This window comes from Methylomonas sp. Uni0009, from assembly GCF_054188105.3.
In genome coordinates this window covers 3,094,999-3,116,425 of the sequence record NZ_JBTAFN010000001.1, presented here as the reverse complement: position 1 = coordinate 3,116,425, position 21,427 = coordinate 3,094,999, and the positions used below count along the sequence as shown (strand labels likewise).

The 21,427-nt window shown below is 58.0% G+C and carries 20 protein-coding genes; 18 read left to right on the top strand and 2 right to left on the bottom strand.

The window, feature by feature from the left end:
- Positions 1-29: 29 nt before the first annotated feature.
- Positions 30-2,252 (bottom strand): catalase/peroxidase HPI, encoded by a 2,223-nt coding sequence (gene katG / locus ACWAU0_RS14585; protein ID WP_458137083.1) that lies wholly within the window; start codon positions 2,250-2,252, stop codon positions 30-32.
- A gap of 285 nt (positions 2,253-2,537) precedes the next feature.
- On the opposite strand from katG, the gene ACWAU0_RS14580 reads away from it, so the two are divergent.
- From ACWAU0_RS14580 to ACWAU0_RS14495, 18 genes are all read left to right on the top strand, one after another.
- A complete protein-coding gene (locus tag ACWAU0_RS14580; RefSeq protein ID WP_033155321.1) occupies positions 2,538-3,413 on the top strand; it encodes a LysR substrate-binding domain-containing protein in 876 nt (291 codons plus the stop codon).
- Positions 3,414-3,733: 320 nt separating this feature from the next.
- Entirely contained in the window at positions 3,734-4,015 is a 282-nt protein-coding gene (locus ACWAU0_RS14575; protein WP_458137082.1) for a hypothetical protein, read from the top strand.
- A gap of 37 nt (positions 4,016-4,052) precedes the next feature.
- Entirely contained in the window at positions 4,053-4,244 is a 192-nt protein-coding gene (hemP, locus tag ACWAU0_RS14570; protein ID WP_033155322.1) for a hemin uptake protein HemP, read from the top strand.
- 82 nt (positions 4,245-4,326) lie between these two features.
- The gene (locus ACWAU0_RS14565; protein WP_523070806.1) at positions 4,327-5,112 is read left to right on the top strand and encodes an energy transducer TonB; all 786 of its coding nucleotides are present in this window, start codon (positions 4,327-4,329) and stop codon (positions 5,110-5,112) included.
- A gap of 3 nt (positions 5,113-5,115) precedes the next feature.
- A complete protein-coding gene (locus ACWAU0_RS14560; protein WP_458137080.1) occupies positions 5,116-5,856 on the top strand; it encodes a MotA/TolQ/ExbB proton channel family protein in 741 nt (246 codons plus the stop codon).
- The gene (locus ACWAU0_RS14555; RefSeq protein WP_458137079.1) at positions 5,856-6,278 is read left to right on the top strand and encodes an ExbD/TolR family protein; all 423 of its coding nucleotides are present in this window, start codon (positions 5,856-5,858) and stop codon (positions 6,276-6,278) included. The genes ACWAU0_RS14560 and ACWAU0_RS14555 overlap by 1 nt, the downstream gene beginning before the upstream one ends.
- A 262-nt stretch (positions 6,279-6,540) precedes the next feature.
- Complete coding sequence (locus ACWAU0_RS14550; RefSeq protein WP_458137078.1) at positions 6,541-8,742, top strand: TonB-dependent siderophore receptor; 2,202 nt, start codon at positions 6,541-6,543, stop codon at positions 8,740-8,742.
- A gap of 12 nt (positions 8,743-8,754) precedes the next feature.
- A complete protein-coding gene (locus tag ACWAU0_RS14545; RefSeq protein WP_458137077.1) occupies positions 8,755-9,879 on the top strand; it encodes a PepSY-associated TM helix domain-containing protein in 1,125 nt (374 codons plus the stop codon).
- Positions 9,879-10,109: a hypothetical protein gene (locus ACWAU0_RS14540; protein ID WP_458137076.1), complete on the top strand. Its 231-nt coding sequence runs from the start codon at positions 9,879-9,881 to the stop codon at positions 10,107-10,109. Before ACWAU0_RS14545 ends, ACWAU0_RS14540 begins: the two co-directional genes overlap by 1 nt.
- 353 nt (positions 10,110-10,462) lie before the next feature.
- Positions 10,463-12,898 carry a TonB-dependent hemoglobin/transferrin/lactoferrin family receptor gene (locus ACWAU0_RS14535; protein WP_458137075.1) on the top strand — a complete coding sequence of 812 codons (2,436 nt, stop codon included), beginning with the start codon at positions 10,463-10,465 and terminating at the stop codon, positions 12,896-12,898.
- Positions 12,899-12,912: 14 nt separating this feature from the next.
- On the top strand, positions 12,913-13,158 hold the full coding sequence (locus ACWAU0_RS14530; RefSeq protein ID WP_101055249.1) for a hypothetical protein: 246 nt from the start codon (positions 12,913-12,915) through the stop codon (positions 13,156-13,158).
- 145 nt (positions 13,159-13,303) lie between these two features.
- Positions 13,304-14,035, top strand: coding sequence for a VPLPA-CTERM sorting domain-containing protein (locus tag ACWAU0_RS14525; RefSeq protein WP_458137074.1), 732 nt, complete (start codon positions 13,304-13,306; stop codon positions 14,033-14,035).
- Positions 14,036-14,156: 121 nt separating this feature from the next.
- A complete protein-coding gene (locus ACWAU0_RS14520; protein WP_458137073.1) occupies positions 14,157-15,158 on the top strand; it encodes a ChuX/HutX family heme-like substrate-binding protein in 1,002 nt (333 codons plus the stop codon).
- Between the two features lie 68 nt (positions 15,159-15,226).
- Positions 15,227-15,772 (top strand): HugZ family pyridoxamine 5'-phosphate oxidase, encoded by a 546-nt coding sequence (locus ACWAU0_RS14515; protein WP_033155328.1) that lies wholly within the window; start codon positions 15,227-15,229, stop codon positions 15,770-15,772.
- A gap of 103 nt (positions 15,773-15,875) precedes the next feature.
- Complete coding sequence (locus tag ACWAU0_RS14510; protein WP_033155329.1) at positions 15,876-16,778, top strand: heme/hemin ABC transporter substrate-binding protein; 903 nt, start codon at positions 15,876-15,878, stop codon at positions 16,776-16,778.
- Positions 16,775-17,869: a FecCD family ABC transporter permease gene (locus ACWAU0_RS14505; RefSeq protein WP_458137072.1), complete on the top strand. Its 1,095-nt coding sequence runs from the start codon at positions 16,775-16,777 to the stop codon at positions 17,867-17,869. Before ACWAU0_RS14510 ends, ACWAU0_RS14505 begins: the two co-directional genes overlap by 4 nt.
- A gap of 1 nt (position 17,870) precedes the next feature.
- Complete coding sequence (locus ACWAU0_RS14500) at positions 17,871-18,686, top strand: heme ABC transporter ATP-binding protein (protein ID WP_033155331.1); 816 nt, start codon at positions 17,871-17,873, stop codon at positions 18,684-18,686.
- Between the two features lie 492 nt (positions 18,687-19,178).
- On the top strand, positions 19,179-19,895 hold the full coding sequence (locus ACWAU0_RS14495; protein WP_084153201.1) for an HNH endonuclease: 717 nt from the start codon (positions 19,179-19,181) through the stop codon (positions 19,893-19,895).
- A gap of 82 nt (positions 19,896-19,977) precedes the next feature.
- Here the strand turns inward: ACWAU0_RS14495 and ACWAU0_RS14490 are convergent, their stop codons facing one another.
- Entirely contained in the window at positions 19,978-21,021 is a 1,044-nt protein-coding gene (locus ACWAU0_RS14490) for an IS110 family RNA-guided transposase (protein WP_458137071.1), read from the bottom strand.
- Positions 21,022-21,427 lie beyond the last annotated feature (406 nt).

Here is a 21,427-nt window from a genome sequence, read left to right as displayed (position 1 = left end):
GGCCAAATTGGCTGCCTCGCAAGCCAAGCTTAGCGCTTATCGAATCGATCCAGTTCCATCACTTTGGCCCAGGCATTGGCAAAATCCTGCACGAACTTTTCCTTGCCGTCTGCCGAGGCATAGACTTCCGATACTGCCCTTAACTCGGAGTGGGAACCGAAGATCAAATCCACTGGTGTGGCAGTCCATTTAACTTGATCGCTGGCCCGGTCCCGTCCTTCGTAAATGCCTTCAGTAGCTGACTTGGTCCATTTCGTGGACATATCGAGCAGATTAACGAAGAAATCGTTACTGAGCGTGCCCGGACGACTGGTGAACACCCCGTGTTTGGCATGGCCGGCGTTCGCATCCAAAGCCCGCATGCCGCCCACCAGCACCGTCATTTCCGGCACGCTCAAGGTCAGAAAATTCGCGCGTTCGACCAGCATTTCCGCAGGCGAATGCGCATTATCTTTGCCAAAGTAATTTCGGAAACCGTCAGCTTTGGGCTCCAGCACCGCGACAGAATTGACGTCGGTTTGCTCTTGCGCCGCATCCATCCGCCCCGGTTTGAACGGCACTTGCACCTTATAACCGGCTTTTTTGGCCGCCTCCTCCACCGCTGCCGAACCGCCCAGCACGATCACATCGGCCAGCGACACTTTTTTGCCGCCTTTCAAGGAGCGGTTGAATTCGGTTTGGACGGCTTCCAGTTTTGCCAGCACTTTGCCCAGTTCGGCGGGATCATTGACCTCCCAGTCTTTTTGCGGTGCTAACCGAATCCGCGCACCATTGGCTCCGCCGCGCATGTCGGTGCCACGGAACGTGACTGCCGAGGCCCAGGCCGTTTTCACCAACTCGGGAATCGTCAGATCCGCAGCCAAGATGGCTGATTTCAATTTGCCAACATCCTTGGCGTCAATCAATTTGTGATCAACTTTGGGAATAGGGTCCTGCCAGACGAAGTCTTCGGCCGGTACTTCCGCACCGATATAGCGGGCTTTGGGCCCCATGTCGCGGTGGGTCAGCTTGAACCAGGCCTTGGCGAAGGCCGCCTCGAATTCTTTTGGATTATCCAAAAAGCGTTTGGAAATTTTTTGGTAATCCGGGTCCATTTTCAAAGCAATATCGGTAGTAAACATGATCGGCGGATGGCGTTTGCTCTGGTCGTGTGCGTCCGGTACAAAGTTATCGCCTTTGCCGTCTTTAGGTATCCATTGCGTGGCACCGGCCGGACTTTTGCTTTGTTGCCACTCGAAGGTGTATAGCCAGGTCAGATAATCGTGGGTCCAGCGCGTAGGGTTGGTCGACCAAGCGCCTTCCAGGCCGCTACTGACGGTATCGACGCCGTTGCCGGCACCGCATTTATTCGCCCAGCCTAAGCCTTGCTCTTCAATGCCGGCCGCGGCGGGTTCTTTACCCACGCATTCGTCGGGTTTATGCGCACCGTGGGCCTTGCCGAAGGTATGGCCGCCGGCGATCAGCGCCACGGTTTCCTCGTCGTTCATCGCCATCCGGCCGAATGCTTCGCGGATATGTTTGGCGGCTGCCAATGGGTCAGGATTACCGCCAGGGCCTTCGGGGTTGACGTAAATCAAGCCCATTTGCACCGCCGCCAAGGGTTTCGCCAGCTCACCTTTACCGTCGTGGCGCTCATCGGCCAGAAATTTCTTTTCCGTGCCCCAATTGACCACTTCGGCCTCCCAATCATCGGCGCGGCCACCGGCAAACCCCAGAGTTTTGAAGCCCATATCTTCCAAGGCCACATTGCCCGCCAGCACCATCAGGTCGGCCCAGGACAGTTTGGCGCCGTACTTTTGTTTGACCGGCCACAACAGGCGGCGGGCTTTATCCAGATTGACATTGTCCGGCCAGCTGTTGAGCGGCTCGAAGCGTTGCTGACCACCGGACGCGCCGCCGCGACCATCGAAAATCCGATAGACGCCGGCACTATGCCAAGCCATGCGAATAAAAAACGGCCCGTAGTTGCCATAATCGGCCGGCCACCAGGGTTGTGAGGTATGTAGCACGCCGGCGATGTCTGCTTTCACGGCTTTCAAGTCCAGGGTTTTGAATTGCTCGGCATAATTAAAGGCCTTGCCCAAGGGATTGGATTCGGCGGCGTTCTGCCGCAACGGTTGCAGATTCAGTTGCTCCGGCCACCAGAAGCTGTTCATGGTCGGTTCCGGCTCGGCCTGCACCGGTGTGGCGGTCAATGCCGCTGATATGGCTAGTGCCAATGTGGATGCCAGGAAAATTTGTTTGCTTGTCATGGTGCACCTCTGTTCCTTGTTGTGATTTAAGATAAAAACCAGCCGTTGTTTTTTTTCGTTTTAAAGACCGCACGGGATTAACTGTAGCGGCATTTAGTTGTAACGGCGCCCTATCCCTTCAGAAAACGGGTTCGGTGGACATATTCAACGGGAGATTGGCCGCAAACTGAAATTGATTTCTTCGATGGACCGATAGGCCAAGTCAATAATAGGCGCTTCCAAGCTGGTATGATTCCGGTCCGGGTGCACTTTCGGAACACTTACCTCAACAGCGGATAACAGTCGATGAACTTGCGGGATTTAAGCTACCTAGTGGCCGTAGCGGAATTGAAAAACTTCAGCCAAGCGGCTGAGCATTGTTCGATTAGCCAGCCGACGTTGAGCACGCAGATCAAGAAACTTGAGGATTATTTAGGCGTGGATTTATTCCTGCGCGAAAAAAATGCGGTGGAAACCACCGACACTTGCCGGGAAATTTTACCGCTCGCCCGCCGTATACTTGACGATGCCCGCTCCATTCGCCAAATCGCCGCCCACGCCAGTGATCGGCACCGCAACATGTTGTCGTTGGGGGCTTTTCCTTCACTGGCAAGCTACGTATTGCCGGAATACGTATTTCGCATCAAGCAGCATTACCCCGAGCTGAAACTCCAACTGGTCGAGGAAAAAACCAACGCTCTTGTAGCCTTACTGCTCGACAAAAAGCTGGATGCTGCCTTGCTGGCCTTGCCTGTCGAACAGGCGAACCTGGAATCGCGAACCCTATTCGAAGACCCTTTCACCCTGGCGGTGTGCGCCGACCATCCACTTGCCGAGCAGGCGGAAATTGACCTGAACACGGTGGCCAAAGAAAATCTGCTGTTGCTGGACGAGGGCCATTGTTTGCGGGATCAGGCGCTAAAATTATGCCATCCGTCGCGCTTCGTGGAGCACGACTTCCGGGCATCCAGCCTGGAAACCTTGCGTTTCATGGTCAAAAACGGCGTCGGCGTGACGCTGATGCCTTCGGTCGCCGTGCAGCCGGACGATCATGACATTCGTTATATCACCATCCGCCAGCGGCCCAGCCGGCAAATCGCGCTGGTCTGGATCAAAAATCATCCCCGTAGCGAACTCCTGGAAACGCTGGCCGGACTACTGGCTTACAAACCGCTGCCCTAAAGCTGCAAAAAGCCGAAGCCACGCTATAAGCCTGACCAAGGGTGGCGACTTCCGCTGCCATTTGCAGTCATATTCTCAAATCATTTACCACAAACAAAACACCTCTATCGTCTTCCCAACCACCTTGGCCCTGCCAATTGCTTCCCGACAAATTCCCAAACCACCCACAGCAAAATACTTTTGCTTGACATATAGATGATAATCATTATCATTTGTATCCGACAGTCATCTCTCGTGCTGTCATTGCCGCACCTGCACAGCCTCCTAAGTTATCCAGTGTGCGGCAATTTAACTTATAACTTATGCAACCCGAGGTCATCATGTTTGAAGACAACTCTATCGGCGCGCCGAGAAGCCGCGATGTGGCGCAAATTCATGCCGCAACCTGCGTGTTAATGACCCAATTCATCAACGGCCACCACAACCCAAAGTTGGCGCATCTGATCGTACAGCAATTGGGCCGGTTACTGAGCCATCCGGAACTAGAACATAGTGCTTCCAGCCGGGACATGTATCTGCAATTGCTGGAACACTGGCAAACAGTCACCAACCTGTTATTAGAGCGAAAAACAGCTCGCCAGCAGTCGGTAGCAGCGCATTGAGCGGGTTTGGCATTTATTCGTCATCATTTTTAGTCCTATGAAAAATCCGTCCAACCCAGTGCGACTTAGCCCGTCAACCGCCGACACGCCGCCGGAAATACCGCAAGCCAGGCAGCGGGTGAATAGCCGTTTATTGTTCGGCACCCAAAACGAAATTGTCATCGAACATCAAGGCGACGAGTACCGTCTGCGCATTACCAGCAACGGCAAATTAATTTTGACCAAGTAAACCGTAATACCCGACAACACCAGCCAGCCAACCCCAGGGTAGCCAGCCAATCGTTTTCAGCTCAGTTAATCGAGAGGCCTGTATGTTACCGACCGCCAGTTTCCGCCAGCTTGCCTGCCTGGCCCCCATGCGCCTCGTAGCCAGCGAAGAGCCGTATAAATCGATAGCCACAATCCAAAAAGCCGAATATAACGAACGCGGCCTGGGCTTGCTAATCGCGCTCGGCCTGCATTTAGCCTGGTTCGGCCTAATGCCGAACAGCGAGAAACCGCAGCCCGTCACCCCGCCGCAACCTATCATGGTGCAATGGATCGGCGACACCCAAACGCAACAGGCACCGGCCAAACCACCGGTACAGCAAGCCCAACCAGCGCCGGAAAAAGCCGTCAACAAACCTAAAACGCCACCCAAACCGGTTAAAAAGCCGAACCTATTGTCGACCGCCGGCAGTGCGCCGACGGCAATCGCCGCGCCAGAGCCAACGCCGGAACCACCGCGCGCCGAACCTACACCAACGGCCACTGCGGCCGCGCCTGCCCCGGCACCCAGTTCCGCCAGTAACAGCGAAGCGTCGTCGGCGCCGATGACCTTGCCCAACCTGAACGCCGACTACTTGAACAACCCGGCCCCGGCCTATCCTAGCGCATCGCGGCAACTCGGCGAGCAAGGCAAGGTGTTGTTGCGGGTACTGGTCAATACCGACGGCGCGGTCGAACAAGTCACGCTACGTAAATCTAGCGGCTACGAGCGCCTGGATCAAGCCGCCCAGGAAACCGTGCAAAAATGGCGTTTCGTCCCCGCCCGCCGCGGCGAACAGGTGGTTTCCGCCTGGGTCGTGGTTCCCGTTTCATTCTCTCTCGAAGGATAAATCATGGCACTCAATCAAAGTCTCGACCATTTCCTGGCGCAAACCGACAGTGTCGGCGCCTTCCTATTCAGCTTGCTGATCATCATGTCGGTAGCCAGCTGGTATTTCATAGTCGTCAAGGCCTGGCACGCCATCCAGGTCCGCCATCGCGCCGAGCTGTTTTTACAAAAATTTTGGGCCAGCGACACCCTCACCGACGTCGCCAGCCACTTGCCCGACGGCACCCAAACCGACCCGTTCTCGAATCTGACCCGCCACGCCTTAGCCGCCTCGCAACATCATGCCCGCCACGGTAGCCATGGTTTGCAACAGGCGGGCTCGACTGCCGAGTTTCTGACCCGCTCGATGCGCAGGGTCATCGACGAAGAAACCGCGCAACTGGAGTGGGGCTTGACCGCACTAGCGTCCATCGCCAGCACCGCACCGTTTATCGGCTTGTTCGGCACGGTCTGGGGGGTTTACCACGCCCTGGTCAATATTGGTCAAGGCGGATTGGGCGGTTTGGATCAAATCGCCGGACCGGTCGGCGAAGCACTAATCATGACCGGTCTGGGCTTAGCGGTGGCGATACCGGCGGTACTGGCCTATAACGATTGCGTGCGCAGCAATCGCTTGTTGTTAGCCCGCTTGGACGGCTTCGCCCACGATTTGTTTGCGTTCCTGACCACCGGCGCCACCATCGCCAGCGCGCCAGCCGCCGCTATTGCCGGCGTTGAAATGGCCTTCGCCACTGGAGAACACTAATGGCATTCGGCGGCTTCGATCAAAACAAGGGCGGCGGCCACACCGTCGCCGAAATCAACATGATTCCGTTAATCGATGTGATGCTGGTGCTGCTGGTGATCTTCATGATCACCGCACCGCTGATGACGCATGCAGTGAAAATCGATCTGCCCAAAGCCAGCAGCGTACCGCAACAACCTAGCGACGACCCGGTGGCGCTGTCGGTGGATGGCGAAGGTAAATTGTTCTGGAACCAGGAGCAAATCGACCGTAGCGTCTTGAATCAGCGCCTGGCGGACATAGCCCAATCGCCGCAGCAGCCGGAACTGCATATCCGCGCCGATCAAAACGTACCGTACCACTTCGTCGCCGAAACGCTGGCGGATGCGGCCAAAGCCGGGGTCAGTAAAATCGGTTTCGTCTCGGAGCCGGAGAAAAAATAGCGTTTAAAACCCCGGCGCTTTGCCAACTTGCAAAGCAGGGGTCATGAAAAAAATTTGCCGGTTTTGGGATGTCTGGTAGATGGGCAAGGCAAGGATGCCGCCTTGTAATGGTAACGAAGTAAAGCCCCTGCCTGCCGGACATCCCAAAACCGGAAATAAAAACGTTACCCGTTTTCCGACGGGTAACCAACAAACCCGCCACCCAGCCTTTCCCGCCAGGTAGCCATGACTTTAACGACATTGCTAACCCGACGGAGCACGCATGCCCCAACCCAATTCACGCCGCCGGCACGAGCCGGCGGATTCCCGAGCACTGATGGCGGCACTGCCGCTGGCCGCCGCGCTGATCTGCCCGGCGCCGGCCGCGGCACAGGATACCGACAAGGATTCGTCGGCCGACAAGGATGTCACCCTACCCGTCGTCGAAGTCAAAGACCAAAGCACACGCCGCGACGTCGGCTTCGTGGCGACCACCTCCAGCGCCGCCAGCAAGACCGACACGCCGCTGCTGGAAACGCCGCATTCGATTTCGGTGGTCACCGACGACCAACTGGAAGCGCAAAACGTCGGCACTATCGCTGAAGCCCTGCGCTACACGCCGGGCGTGCAAAGCGAATCGTTCGGTTTCGAACCGCGCACCACTTATTTAAAAATGCGCGGCTTCGACGTGACCGAAACCGGCCTGTTTCAGGACGGCTTGAAGCTGGTCAATCCCGGTTTCGCCGTCAGTTACAACCTGGAGCCGTTCGGCGCCGAGCGCATCGAGATCCCGCGCGGCCCCGCCTCGGTGCTATACGGCCAAGCCGGCGCCGGCGGTCTGGTTAACTTCGTTTCGAAAAGGCCGATCTTCGGCGCCTTCGGCGGCGACATCAAATTCGAGGCCGGCAACTACGACCGCTTACAAGGCGAGCTGGACCTGCACGGTTCGCTGGACCGGGCCGGTACCTTGGCGGCCCGGCTGGTGGCTTTGGGCCGCGACAGCGAAACCCAAATCGACGCTATCGACGACAACCGAATTTATCTGGCTCCGTCTCTGACCTGGAAGCCGGATGAACGTACCACGCTGACCTTTTTAAGCCATTACCAGCAAGACCGAACCCAGCCCTCGCAACGCTATCCGGCGGCCGGGACCTTGTTCGGCAATCCGAACGGGCCACTGCCCAGCAACCGTTTCACCGGCGAACCGGGCGTCGATCGATATGATCGCGAACAGTTTTCGGTCGGTTACCTATTCGAACACCGCTTTAACGACACATTGGCGATTCGGCAAAATACCCGCTATTACGACAATACACTGGACGCGCGCAGCGTTTACACCGCGGCGCTATTGGCCGACCAACGCACCATCAGCCGCTACTACTACGAAATTGACGGCCGCGTGCAGGGATTTAGTCTGGACAACCAAGCCGAATTGAAATTGGCGACCGGACCTATTGCCCACACCTTGCTGGCCGGCCTGGACTTTCAACATACCGACGCGACCTATGTGTTGCCGTTCGGTAGCGCGCCTAATCTTGATCTGTACGCGCCGGTTTACGGCGCGGCGGTACCGGCCGCGTCGCCTTACCAAAACGATGTCTCGGTGCAAGACCAGATCGGCTTGTATTTGCAGGATCAAATTAAACTCACCGAGCAATGGCGGCTCACCTTGGGCGGCCGTTACGATCTGGCCGACAGCGCCACCACGGATCGTTTGGGCGGATCGGCCAGCGGCCAGCAGGATGAAAAGGCGACCGGCCGCGCCGGCTTGGTCTATCTTGCCGACAATGGCTTGGCGCCGTATTTCAGCTACGCCACCTCCTTCCTGCCGGCGCTCGGTCGCGACGCCCTGACCGGACAAACGTTCAAGCCGGAAACCGGCGAACAATACGAGTTCGGCGTCAAATATCAGCCCAGAAACCAGCGCAGTTTCGTCAGCCTGGCCTATTTCGACCTGACCCGCGACAACTACCTGACCACCGACCCAACCAGTTTCCAGAACGTGCAGAAAGGCAGCGCCCACTCGCGCGGCGTCGAATTGGAGGGCTTGGCGAGTCTGGATAACGGTCTGAATTTGACAGCCAGTTACAGTTATTTGGATGCCACCGTCACGAAGAGCTCGTTTGCCAGCGAAGTGGGCGAGCGCCTGGAGTACGTGCCGGACCACAAAGCCACGCTTTGGGCCGATTACACCGTAGCCAGCGGCCCGGCCAAGGGCTGGGGCATCGGCGGCGGCGCCCGTTACATCGGTACCTCGTACGGCAACAGCTATTACGGCCGCAACACCACCGAGGTGCCGAGTTACGTGTTGTTCGACGCCAGTCTGCATTACACCTGGAAGCAGATACAACTGGCCTTCAATCTGCAAAACGCGCTGGACAAGGAACATGTGACATCGGCCTTCGATTACGGCAGTCCGGCCGACGGCTTCGCCACTTACGGCATGCGCCGGGTGATCACCGGTTCGGTCAAGTACAGTTTCTAACGGTTGTTAAACATGTCCGCCAGATCGACGTTCAAAATTTGGTATTGGCTCCACCAATGGACCAGCCTGGTCTGCACGCTGTTCATGCTGCTGCTGTGCCTGACCGGTTTGCCGCTGATTTTTGCCGAGGAAATCGATCTGGCGTTGGGCCGTCACATCGCGGCGCCGGAACGGCCTGACGACCAGCGCCAAGCCGACGTGGACGCCATCGTTGCCGATGCCTTGGCCCGCCGGCCCGGCGACACCGTGCAATTTCTGGTCGGCGATGCCGACGAGCCGGCCTTGTGGTCGGTACGGCTCGGTAAAACCGCGGCCAGCGGCGACGTAAGCGCGTTTTATCTGTACGACGCCCGCAACGGCGAGTTTTTGCACGATGTACCGCTGGACAGCGGCTTTATCAACCTGATGTTTCGCTTGCACTACGACTTGTTCGCCGGCTTGCCCGGCAGCCTGCTACTCGGGGCGATGGGCGTGCTGCTATTGGCGTCGCTGGTCTCCGGCGCCGTGCTGTACCACTACCACATGGCTAAATTTCCATTCGGCAGCGTGCGCCGCGCCGGTTCGCGGCGTCTGGTCTGGCTGGATCTGCACAACCTGCTCGGTATCGCCACCCTGGTCTGGCTGGCCGTGGTCGGCTTGACCGGCATCGTCAACACCGTGGCCGAACCGATTTTTCAGCGTTGGCAGGACACCGAACTGGCGGCGATGCTGGCGCCTTACCAGGGCCAGGCACCAGTCAGCGGCCAAGGCCGGGCCGCCGCGGCATTGACGGCGGCCTTGCGCGCCGCGCCGGACATGGCTCTGAGCTTTATGGCCTTTCCCGGCAACGAGTTTGCCGGCCCGCGCCAGTTCGTCGCCTTCCTGCAAGGCAACACGCCGCTGACCAGCCAATTGCTGACGCCGGTTGTGATCGACGCCGCGTCCGGCGAGGTATTGGCGAAACGCGAACTGCCGGCTTACGTCAAAGCCTTGCTGCTGTCCAAACCGCTGCACTTCGGCAATTACGGCGGCCTGCCGCTGAAATGCCTGTGGCTGGTACTGGATTTGATCGCCATCGCAGTGCTGATCAGCGGCGTGTATTTATGGCTGGCCCGGCGCCGCTGGCGGCTTCCGGCGGTTGCCGGGGCGGCGGCCTGATGCGGACCGCCAGCCGACGTTCGGCCTGGCAAATCTGGCGCCTGCCGCTGGCGCTGGGTTTGGCCAGCGCGGCCGGTCTGGCGGCGGCATTGGTTGGCGACGGCGCGTGGGATGTTGCCTCGTGGGCCTTGTTGGGTTTGCCGGCGGCGGTTAGCGGCCTGGGATTGTTGCCGTCGAAGAGTAACTCCGGTGGTTGCGACAACGGACCGGTTGGGGACAAACGGGAGTGAGGGGATTGGTTTGGGGAATCTCCCCCCGCCCCTCTTTTGCAAAGAGGGGCATTAATAGCGCCAAATCCTGACTTTTTGGCATCGCCAAACACCGGAATTGGAAAAACGAAATTTCCGCGACGCGGAAGCACATACAAACGACTTAGTAACTATTCAGCGAAACGCACAAGCTACCGAATACCGATAGCCTGCTCCCTCTCCTCGCGGGAGAGGGTTCTGTTTTGGCTTTTACGGCACCCTTCACAAGAAAGGGAATGATGTGCTTCGCGCAGAATGGATACACGACTGATCGAATTATCCCGCCAGCCCTCCTAGCCATCGCGCCAGGCAGCCAGCAGTAACTACTGTATGCCATGGCAAATAAACCGACTGATTTAGTACCCACTCTGCACAACCGCCCCAAGGCGACCTGCTCCGGAATTCCAGGCGACTGCCGGCGCGCCCTGCTTGGCGCGCTGCTGTGTGTGCTGGCCGGCACAGCCTTGGCTGCCGAACCCGAGGAGCTTGAAATGCCCGAAGAACTGGAACTGGAAACCGTCACGGTCAAAGCTCAAGCCGACAAACCGGCCGCCGCACCGCCGGGCACCCAATCGACGATAGACGACAAAACATTGGAACAACGCATGGTCCGCAATATCAAAGACCTGATCCGCTACGAACCCGGCGTCAATGTCGGTAACGACCCGCAACGTTTCGGCGCCAGCGGCTTTACCATCCGCGGCCTGGGCGGCAACCGGGTGTTGATGCAAATCGACGGCGTGCGCCTGCCGGAAGCCTTTCGGATCGGCTCGTTTGCCAGCGCCAATCGTAATGCGGTGGACATGGATGCTTTAAAAGCCGTGGAAATCGTCCGTGGTTCGGGATCGGCCTATTACGGCGGCGACGCCATGGGCGGCACCGTCAACTTCGTCACCAAAGACCCGCGCGATTACTTGAACGTATTCGGCAAGGATTACTACACCGGCCTGAAACTGAACTACAACACTACCGACAACGGCTTCGTGCAAACCGCAACCTTGGCGGGTGCCTGGGGCGGCTGGGAAAGCATGGCGCTATTCACCCACAATCAAAGCAACGAAACCGATAACAAGGGCACGGCGGATTTTGCCGACGGCCGCCGCACCACACCCAGTCCGCAAGAAAACGGCAGCTACAATCTGCTGGCCAAACTGCTGTATCGCTTTAACGACGACAACGTGTTGCGCCTGACCGGCGAATGGCTGGACAGTCGAGCCGATATTGACGCCCTATACCTGCGCGGTGCCGGCATCAGCCTGCGCAACGTCAACAGCATGCTCACCACCGATACCCAATCGCGCTGGCGGCTGACGCTGGACCACACCCTGAAGCATCTGGATACGCCGCTGTTCGACGCTGGGTTGTGGAAGTTTTACACGCAAAAATCCGCTACCGGGCAAGTCACGTTGCAAGATCGCACCGCCAACGTGGACGGCAACACACTCACCGAGCGGATTTTCGATTTTGCCAACGACGACTTCGGCGGCGAACTGCAACTGGGAAAGAACTTTGTTTTAGGCGAGACCGCGCATGCACTGAAATACGGCGGCCAGATCAGTAAAAACGCCATAGTCCAACAACGCGACGGCAGCTACACCTGCGTCAGCGGCTCGGTTAACCCGCGCACCGGACGGCCCAATAACATTTGTCCCAAAGGCCGGATCAGCAAGACCGTGACGCCGGATGAGTTTCCGGTCCGCGACTTTCCGCTCTCCACCGTCACCAAGGCAGGCGCTTACCTCGAAGACCACATCGGCTTGTTCAACAAACGTATCGAGCTGATCCCCGGCGGCCGTTGGGAATATTTCCGCTTATTGCCCAAATCCGATTATTTATTCGAAAAAGCTTCGGCGGGCGCGGTTGCCGAAGGCGCCGATCCGGTTATGCCCATCATCATCGACGCCAACGCCTTTTTACCCAGATTCGGCGCCTTACTGCACCTCAACGAGATATTCACGGTGCACGGCCAGTATGCGCATGGCTTTCGCGGCCCCAACTTCAGCGAGAGCAATCTCGGTTTTACCAATATCACCGGCGGATACACCAACCTGCCCAATTACAACATTCAGCCGGAGACCAGCGTCGGCGCGGAAGTGGGTTTGCGCGGCCAGGGCGCTGCCGGGAGTTTCGACATAAGCCTGTTTCGTAACGATTACGACCACTTCATCTATAACGCGGTGATTTGCAACCCGGCGACCGCCGCCTGTCCGCCGTTGGGTTTTACCACCTATCAAAACATCAATAGCCCTGATCCGATCCGTATTCAGGGTATCGAAATCAAAAGCCGGTTTTATCTGGACTGGCTGGCGCCGTCGTTGTCGGGTGCCAGCCTGCTATTCAGCGGCTCCTTCACCGAAGGTTTGAATCTCAAGAGCCAACGCAGCGACGACGACGCCTTAAGGCAAATCAGCCCGATGAAAGCCGTCGTCGGCCTGCGCTACGACCAACCCAGCGGCGACTGGGGCACGGAATTAAACCTGACCTTGGTCGGCGCCAAACAAGCCAATACCGCCCCGGCTGACGCCCTATTTCTGCCCAGCGGTTACGGCGTCATCGATTTCAATGCCTACTACAACGCCGGCAAGCATCTCTCGTTCAATGTCGGGGTGTTCAACCTGCTGGATAAGAAATATATCGACTGGGAAGACATCAACACCCGCGCCGGCGATCCGCATACCACGCTAGGCAATTTCGCCGACGCCCGCTACTGGACCGACCGCTATTCGCGTCCCGGACGCAATCTCGGCGTCACCGTAAAACTGGCTTTTTGACGGAGAACAATCTTATGACCAAGGGATACAGGGCCAAGAAAGAGGCGCGGAAAAAACTGGAAACGCTATTCGACGAATTGCTGGAACACGAGGGCTTCGGCGAATTGCGGATGGAAATGCGCTTGTTAAAACGCGGGCAAAAGGAAGTGATCATCCATTGCGGCAAACAGTACCGCTACGTGCTGGACTTTCAGGTGCAAGGCACGCCGAACGGCAATCGCGATGGTAACGCACTTCCGGAATGCCGCGAGCCGCACTGAGTTTTAAATCTCCGCCACCGCAAAGGCCAAAGGCCAGCGCGGATAGCCGGCATGGGGCCGAAGCGGCGGACGCTATTTTGACGAAAGCAACGGATCGTCTTCGCGGTGAAGAGATGCGTCAATTTATTTACATAGGAAATCAACCATGAAAACTGCACAAAAACTGACCTTAATCGCCGGCCTGTTGGCCGTTTCCGGCAGCGCTTCGGCTGACTTGACCAATGGTCCGGACCCTTACGCCACCGGCTACGGCTTCGACACCCCAAGCGAAGCCGCCTGGGGCAACTGGAACCGGGGCGATGCCGGCACGCTGTATGCGGAATGGGACAGCTTCGTGGATGGCTCTTATCCCGGCATCCGCACCGCAGCCCCGGATGTGGGCAGCGCCGGCACCACCGACGCCAATATCGGCTGGAACGCCGGCACATTCGCGGCCGGATCGGGCAATTTGTACAGCTTCAGCGTCGTCGAGAATTTCACGGCCTCACTGAGCGGTGCTACCGACAACCAACCCTTAAGAGCAGCGTTGCAATTCGAAACCTGGGGCGTGCAAATGGACTACACCAGCCTGTTACTGAATGGCGTAGCCCCAAGCTTTACGACACAAACTTTCTACGATGGCAACTACGAAAGCTCATTCGGCCCGGTCGAGCTAGTGCAATACCTGGCTTATTGGGATTTATCCGGACCGGCTAGCAATTATTTGTTCTCGTTTGGCAGCGCCGAACATAGCTTGAGTTTGGGTCAAGTGGCTATCGACATCGGTCCCGCCGCCGATCCGGTAACCAGTGTGCCGCTGCCCGCGGCGGTATGGCTGTTCGGCGCCGGCTTCATGGGCTTGCTGGGTTTAAATCGTAAAAAAGGCCTGGCGGCATAAGCGCCGGCCTGTAAACGCTTTGCAGCCAGGCCGAGGGCCCGGCTGCAAAGTCCCTAAAGTGCGCTTCCCTGAACATTCGCAGCACATTCACTTAACGGAGCTCAGCGTAATGGCAAAATCCATGACTAAACAACCCTTATCGATTGCGGACACTTTGAAACAAGCGTGGCAAGACCTGCTCGCCGATCACCCGCATATGCGGATTCGCGATGCGGCGGCGACGTTGGGCGTCAGCGAAGCCGAACTGCTGGCAACCGACTGCGGCAACCGCGTCACCCGTTTGCGGGCACACTGGCCCGCGCTGCTGAGCGCGGTCGGCACACTGGGGCCGGTGATGGCCTTGACCCGCAACGCTTTCGCGGTGCATGAAAGCACCGGGCTCTACGAGGATATCCGCCCCTGCGGCGACGCCATTCTGGTAGCCGGACACCATATCGCATTATGTCTATCCATCAGTATTTGGCATTCGGGTTTCGCCGTGACCGAGGAAACCCATCTCGGCCCGCGCCACAGCCTGCAATTTTTCGACACGGGCGGCGAGGCCGTGCACAAAATCTATTTGACCGAACATGCCGATGCCGGCCTGTACCGGCGTTTGGTCGACATCTTTCGGGCCGACGATCAGTCGCCCAATCTGGAACCACCTACCGACGGCACCAAGCCGGCGTTTAGCGCCATCGCCTCATCACAGGATTTACCGGAACACTGGCGGCGCTTGCTGCTAGCCGACACGCCCGAGGCTGCCGTCACAGGCCGGATTGCCGCATCGGCACTACGCGAGCTCATGCGGCAACTGGCGGACCTGATGTTGCCGATACAAGTTCTAGTCGGCAATCCCGGCGCGATGCAACTGCACGACGGCCCGATTCAAAACCTGAAAATCACCGGGCCCTGGTTCAATGTTCTGGATCGGGATTTCAATCTGCACCTTAACGAAATGGCCGTGGCCGGCGCGGACATCGTCCAACTGAGGTACCGGCAACACGCATTAACCGGCCTGCTGGTGCGCGGCCAAAACCAGCAGACCATCGCCTCCGTCTTCGGCGGTTACGACGACACCAACGGCGAAAACGGATTTTGGCGCGACTTGCTCCGAGCCTCGGCGCTTGCTGGAGGTTCCTAGCCTTTTGCGTCGATACCCAACCCCATAAACCGATACTTTTATCGATAACGCCATATCAGGAAACCCGCATGAACCAGAAAACCATCGATCTCGAACAAGTCAGAGCAGCCTATACCGCGCTGCCGCAAACATTTTCCTCCGCGCTAATGGCCACGGTCAGCGCTTCCGGGGAGCCCGAAGCCAGTTACGCCGCCTACGTGAGGCACGACGGTCATTATTACGTGTATGTCAGCGAACTGTCGGCGCACACCCAAAACCTGTTGCACAACGGCCGGGTTTGTCTGTTGTTCGTCGAGGACGAAGACAAAGCCGCGCATTTGTTCGCCCGGCAACGGGTTACCTATCACTGCTCGGCCGGCGAAATCGACCGCGAGTCCGAAGCTTTCGCCTACATCATGGGCTTATTCGAGGAAAAATTCGGCGCGTTCATAAAACAGCTACAAAAAATGCAGGACTTTCATCTGTTTCGCATCCGTCCGCAACGCGGCAGTTTCGTGCAAGGTTTTGCCAAGGCATTTTCGATAGAAGGCGACGATTTGGGGCAAATCCGCCACGTCAATGACGTCGGGCATAAACAGCGGAAGGCCGAAGCGGAAGCCGATGCCCCGGCTTAATTGCAAAACCAGGTAATGCGCGGAGGCTAGGCATTCGGTAGGGATGCACTTGGTCGCGATTAGCGCCGACTTTTGATTTGTAGAGATCATCTAAAACCCGAACATGAAACAGACCACATCCCTAAGCCATAAACTTGCGCGAGCCGCATGTGCGGCCTTCCTCTGGCTAACCGCCGCCGCGCCGGCCCATGCCGCCGGTCCGAGCCGCATCGTCTCGGTCGGCGGCGCGTTGACCGAAATCGTCTATGCGCTAGGCGGCGCCGAGCGCCTGGTCGGCGTCGACAGCACCAGCCTGATGCCGGCCGAAGCCAAGACGCTGCCGCAAGTCGGTTATATGCGCACACTGTCGGCCGAAGGCGTGCTGTCGCTACGCCCCGACCTGCTGCTGGCCAGCGCCCACGCCGGGCCGCCGGCGGTGCTGGAGCAATTGCGCGCGGCCGGCGTGCGCATTGAAACGTTACCCGAAGACTATTCCGCCGCCGGCATTGCCGCCAAAATAGGCGCCGTTGCCGCCTTGCTGGAACAGCTCGAACGCGGCCGGGAACTGGCCGATCAAGTGCAAGCCGACTTCGATCGACTGGCGCAATGGCGCGCGCAAAGCCGTGAACACCCCAAAGTGCTGTTTTTGATGGCGGTCGCCCACGGCGCGCCGCTGGCCTCAGGTCGCGGCACCGCCGCCGACGTGGTGTTAACGCTGGCCGGCGCCGCCAACGCCGCCGGCGAACTGCAAGGCAACAAACCGATAGGCACGGAGGCAATGGTCGCCGCCGCGCCGGACGTGATTTTGTTGACCGACGTCGCCGCCAACGCCATCGGCGGTCTGGAGGCGTTCTACCGGCAACCCGGCATCGCCCACACCCCAGCCGGCCGGCAACGTAAAGTCTTTATCGTCGATACCCTGGCCTTGCTCGGCTTTGGCTTACACAGCGGTCAGGCGGTGCTGGAACTGGCCGAACGGCTGCACGGCGAACCGGCAGTTGCCGCCGACGCAGGGGCAGGCCGATGACCGTCCATGCCGCGATGGCGACGGCCGGACCGCGTCTTCGGCTAAAACCGACCTTGAGCCGCGCCGGCCTGTGCTGGATGCTGGCATTGCTGCTGGTCGCCGTAGCCTTGGCCGCTCTGGGCAGCGGCGCGGTCGCCATCTCGGCCGGCCAGGCCGTCGCCATCGTCGCCGACCGCTTCGGTATCGCCCTGCCCTGGCCGTTCGGCGCCGACCAGCAAGCGGTGTTGCTGGCGATCCGCGCGCCGCGCCTGGTGTTGGGTTTGCTGGTCGGCGGCGCCTTGGCCGCGTCCGGCGCGGCGATGCAGGGCTTGTTCCGCAATCCGCTGGCCGATCCGGCCTTGATCGGCGTTTCCAGCGGCGCGGCGCTGTCTGCGGTGGCGGTCATCGTGTTGCGCGACAGCCTGTTCGGCGCAATCGCCGGCGTATTCGGCGCCTATTTATTGCCGCTCGCGGCCATCGCCGGCGGTTTTGGGGTCAGTTGGCTGGTATACCGGCTGGCCGACAGCGGCGACCGGCTGGACGTGGCCTCGCTGTTGTTGTCGGGCATCGCCATCAACGCGCTGGCCGGCTCGGCCACCGGTTTGCTGGTCTATCTGGCCGACGACGACCAGTTGCGCAGCTTGACCTTCTGGAGCCTGGGCAGCCTGAACGGCGCCGGTTGGGACGGCGTTGCCATCGGCGCGCCGTTTTTACTCGCCAATCTGCTGCTGTTGCCGTGGCTGGCCGATGCCTTGAACGCCTTGTTGCTCGGCGAAGCCGAAGCCGGCCATCTGGGTTTTCCGGTCGAACGCATCAAAACCGGCGTGGTGGCCTTGGTAGCGCTCGGCGTCGGCGCGGCGGTGGCCTTGTCCGGCGTGATCGGCTTCGTCGGTCTGGTGGTGCCGCATCTATTGCGGCTGGCGTTGGGGCCGGACCACCGCTGGCTGTTGCCGGCGTCGGCGCTGCTCGGCGCCTTGCTGTTGATCTGTGCCGATTATCTGGCCCGCAGTTTGGCGGCGCCGGCCGAAATCCCGATCGGCATCGTCACCGGCCTGCTCGGCAGTCCGTTTTTTCTGTGGCTGCTGTTCCGCCAAAAACTAATGGGCCATTGACATGCTGCAAGCCATAGACCTGAGCCTGCGCGTCGGCGCGAAAACCTTGCTGGACGGCGTGACGCTGGCACTGCGCCCCGGCGAAGTACTGGCCGTGGCCGGCCCGAACGGCGCCGGCAAATCCAGCCTGCTGCGGGCCATCAGCGGCGAGCTGGCGCCGTTCGCCGGCCTGGTGACGATGAACGGCCGGCCGCTGGCGGAATGGCCGCCGCAACAGGCGGCCTTGCTGCGCGGCGTATTGCCGCAAAGTGCCGGGCTGGCATTCCGCTTCACGGTGCGCGACGTGGCCTTGATGGGCCGCAGCCCGCAACGCAAAACCCACAGCGCCGCGCGAAACCGGGCCATCGCCGAACACGCGCTGGCGATGACCGATACCGGCCATCTGGCCGAACGCATCTACACCACGCTGTCCGGCGGCGAACGCCAACGGGTGCAACTGGCGCGGGTGCTGGCGCAAATCTGGGAACCGCAAGACCCGCTGCACCGCTATTTATTGCTGGACGAACCCACCTCGGCGCTGGACCTGGCCCACCAGCACGCGGTGTTGGCCATCGCCCGCCGCTTCGCCGACCAACAACAGGCCGGGGTCCTGGCGGTATTGCACGACCTGAACCTGGCTGCGCTTTACGCCGACCGCATCGCCCTGCTGCACCAAGGCCGGCTCGCCGCCATCGGCACACCGGCGCAAACCCTGAACAGCGAGCTGATCCGGCAAGTGTTCGCTTACCCGGTCAGCATCGCCAGCCATCCGCAAATTCCGGCGGTGCCGTTGGTGATTCCGCGGCGGCAAGTGGCGCCAGGCGTTCAAGAGCGATGAGTTATTAGCCGGGCCCTCGAATACCGTTCGCCCTGAGCTTGTCGAAGGGCGCACCGACCTGGCTTAGCCGAGCTCGGCCCGAACGGAATACCCGTGCTCAATAGGGCCGGGTGAATCGTCAGCCATGCGGCAGGCATTCGATTACCCCGGAATACCCGGTTTAGCGGGTTCGGAGGAAGACGTTAACAACTCCGCCACGGAGGGCGGCACCTTACGATTCGATGCTGCAGATTCTTCGGCATGGCGATGGTGTTATTGGAGGTAAAATCGAATAAACTGGCAGCGGACACTAGCCCGGTTGCAATCGGTCGATCCAGTGGTTCAAAGACGCCGATTGCTCCGTTATCGGTCATTAGTTTCGGTTGCCGAATGGTATATCGACAGGAAAATTACATGCTGACCCATCAGTTATTGAAAATATTGAAAAAAATGAGTATTAGCTTGGCGATATACGGAAACCGCTTAACAACTGGTTAGGGAATAGAGATCGCAATGAAATGTATATTCTGTGGGTATAGTGGAAGCACAAAATCAGTTTCCCATATAGTTCCAGAATCTCTGGGTGGAAAACATTCACCTTCCGCAAATAGCGGTGTAACTTGCGATTCTTGTAACCAATATTTTGGCCAAAAAGTCGAATCAAAGGCTTTAAATAGCTTTCCTTTTATTGGGTTTAGAGTGCTTTCGGGAGTTCCGACCAAAAAAGGAAAAGTATCAAATTTTATGGGTACCGCAGGAAGAATATTTGGCACCGGAAAATTTGGAGTTGTAGCGCTTGAACCCCTAAACAAAGAAATTCAGTCAAAGGTTCTTTCTGGTGAGAAAACTCAGTTTAGAGTAATTGCTGAGGTCACAGAGCCTCTACCAGTCTGTAGATTGCTTATAAAAATGGGGCTGGAACAACTTGGTAGTCATTTTCATGAAGTCGCAATATCTGAACGAATGAATGCAGCTCGAGACTTCGCAAGAAGGCCAAAACGCGGAAGCAGTTGGTGGTTTATTTTAAGAAGTAATCCTGAAGAACTCTTTAATGAAAGTTCAGCAAAGTTTGAATCAGCAATTGAAATTGCAGAGCATCAAGGTATTTTAATGGCTACCCTAAAGCTGCCCGGCATCTCCACAATTACCCCGTTGGAAAGTGAAGTTATACCACCCAATAAAAGTGAATTGGCAGAGCCAGAGTACCGAATTATTTGGGCGCAATGTTGAACTGTGCCTAACAAAGCCATCAAACGGATGGTTTTTAAGTCCGGTAGATACTCTGTTCAAAAGCAACAAATTTCATCATTTTTTACTCGGCGATGATGGATTCAGGGATGGCATAAAACCGTGTGTTATCGAACGGCTGATCGTGCTTCAACATGCCATGGATCGCATGCAGTAATTTACGCATGACGGCGCAGACGGCTTGCAAAGGTTTCTTGCCGTTGTCGATCAAATCCTGGAAATACGCTCGCACATGCGGATCGTGCTGTTTGGCACTCAAGGCCGGCATATACAACGCCGAACGAATATGCCGGTTACCGGCCTTGGATAGCCGCATTTTCTTGTGTACGCTTTTGCCCGACTCAAAGGCCTTGGGATCGAGTCCGGCAAACTTGACCCATTCGCGATGCGACAGGTTGGGCGGCAATAGCAGTAGTTCGCCCATCAAGGCAATGGCGCTGGTTTGGGCCATGCCTTTGATGCCGGTCAACAGGTCGAATATTCGTTGCAGTTCCGGATGCTGGTCGATCAACGCCAGCGCCTCGCCAGCCAACGTATCGATGCGTTTTTCCAGCTGACTAATCGCCAATTTGGCATCGCGTAGTAGGGCCTTCGGCGTTTCCTCGGTCGCACTCAGCGCATGTAGATGATTTTTCGCGGCGGCCTTCTGACCGGTTAGCGCGTCGATACGGCGAGCATAGCCGCGCAAAGCCAGCGCTTGATTCGAAGGACGAGTCCAGGCGACGAAATCCATGCGCTCGACATATTCGGCCAAGGTGTTGGCATCGACGGCGTCGGTTTTACTGTTTTTCATCAATACCTTAGCGAAGTGATGCGAAGCCTTGGGATTGACCACCATCACAGGTACACCGACGTCGTGTAGCGCAATAGCAAGATCGAAATGGTAAATACCGGTGGCTTCCAGACAGACCTTGATGCCGGGTAATTTGATCAACTTATTCACCAGACGCGCACGGTCGCTACGAGTATTAGCATATTTTTGCGGGTCGAACGGCTTGCCGTTCTTGCGGATCACTAAAACCAATTCGTCGGCGCCGACATCCACGCCGGCAAACAGGCGATGGACAGATTCAGCGGGGGTGTTGAGCGAGCGGTTCGTCATCATCATTTTTAAATACAGTTTAAAGGGAAGTACACTATTCACCGGTTCCCGACCCTGCACATGCACCTACCTTCCTTGTGTATGCAGGCTCTAAGCCTCGGATACTCCACGGTATGGGTGAATAGGGCGGGGGCCAATCTACACGACAGGCTCTGGTAAACTACCAGTCCTCAGGGTGGGACGGCCTCCCAATGAACAATCACAGCTTAATCGGTTTTTCTGGGCTATCGGTTGTTAAAATTCATCATACAAGGGTGGGCACGGGGTTTTGTGCCCACGCGGATTTGAATGGTGGGCAATTTTGCCCACCCTACCTCTGCTCGCAACATGCGCTGGAGTAGGCTGCCGGTGAGCTTGCAAACCGCACCGTTCGCGAAACGGTAGAATTTACTCCTTGCGGTTCGTTACCTCA